Annotated in this window: 1 protein-coding gene and 1 pseudogene; both read right to left on the reverse strand. The window is 49.5% G+C overall.

Features of this window, described 5'->3' with window-relative positions:
* On the reverse strand, positions 1–583 hold a 583-nt coding region (locus R7P72_RS26055), incomplete at its 3' end, for an ABC transporter ATP-binding protein (protein ID WP_318111154.1).
* 68 nt (positions 584–651) lie between these two features.
* A pseudogene (locus R7P72_RS26060) lies at positions 652–1,044 on the reverse strand (branched-chain amino acid ABC transporter substrate-binding protein); the annotation flags it as partial.

Raw genomic sequence — 1,044 nt, forward strand, 5'->3', positions numbered from 1 at the left:
CGATGATGCTGAACACCTCTTTCACCAACAGTGGTGAAAGCCCCATCGACGGTTCATCAAGTAAGATCATTTTCGGGCGCGCCATCAATGCGCGGCCAATTGCCAGCATTTGCTGCTCACCGCCCGACAAATAGCCCGCGAGACCAGTACGTTCTTTCAATCTAGGGAAGTAGTCAAACACCATTTCGATGTCTTTCTCTACTTCGTTGTCGTTGCGGGTAAACGCACCTAAACGAAGGTTCTCAATAACCGTCATGTCTTCGACGATTCTACGCCCTTCCATCACTTGGAAAATGCCCGAACGGACAATCTCTTCAGGGCTCTTGTTGTCGATACGCTCGCCCATGAAGTTAATTTCACCGCGAGTCACTTCACCATCTTCGGTTTTTAACAAACCCGAAATGGCTTTTAGTGTGGTCGATTTACCTGCCCCGTTCGCGCCTAACAGCGTCACGATTTGACCTTTAGGTACTTCAAGGCTCACGCCACGCAGAACCAAAATAACTTCGTCGTAGACCACTTCGATGTTGTTTACCGAGAGTAAGATCTCCGCTGGTTCGATATCCCTTGCTAATTCACTCATCAAGCCACTCCTTGTGCAGGGGAAGGGATGATGTATATCGCACCCCCTCACCTGTTCTTGTTTTGTTGTTAGTAACCTAGCCAATCGTCACGGCGTGACAATGTCACCTGAGACACTTTCTTGATGTCTACTGCACCGCCTTGGTTGTTACCCATAAACACGTTTACGGTGGTAGTGCCGCGGTGATCTTCTGGTTGCCAGTTAGCAGGAATACACACGCCTTCTAGACCTTTCGGAACCCAGTTTTTGTGTACGTACATGCCTTTCTTGATGTTTTCACCCGTAATGCCGCCGTTGTCCTTCGCCCATTCCATCGCTTCTTTCATGTAAAACGCTGAGCAAACGCCGCGAATGTAATGGTGAGTTCGGAACTCTCCCGGCTCAGATTCGGACAGTTTGGAGATTTGCTGAACCAGCTTCATGCCTTCGCTATCGTCGCCCCAGAATGCCGTCATACCTGG

The organism is Vibrio sp. Vb0888, from assembly GCF_033338835.1.
In the GTDB taxonomy this organism is placed as follows: domain Bacteria; phylum Pseudomonadota; class Gammaproteobacteria; order Enterobacterales; family Vibrionaceae; genus Vibrio; species Vibrio alginolyticus.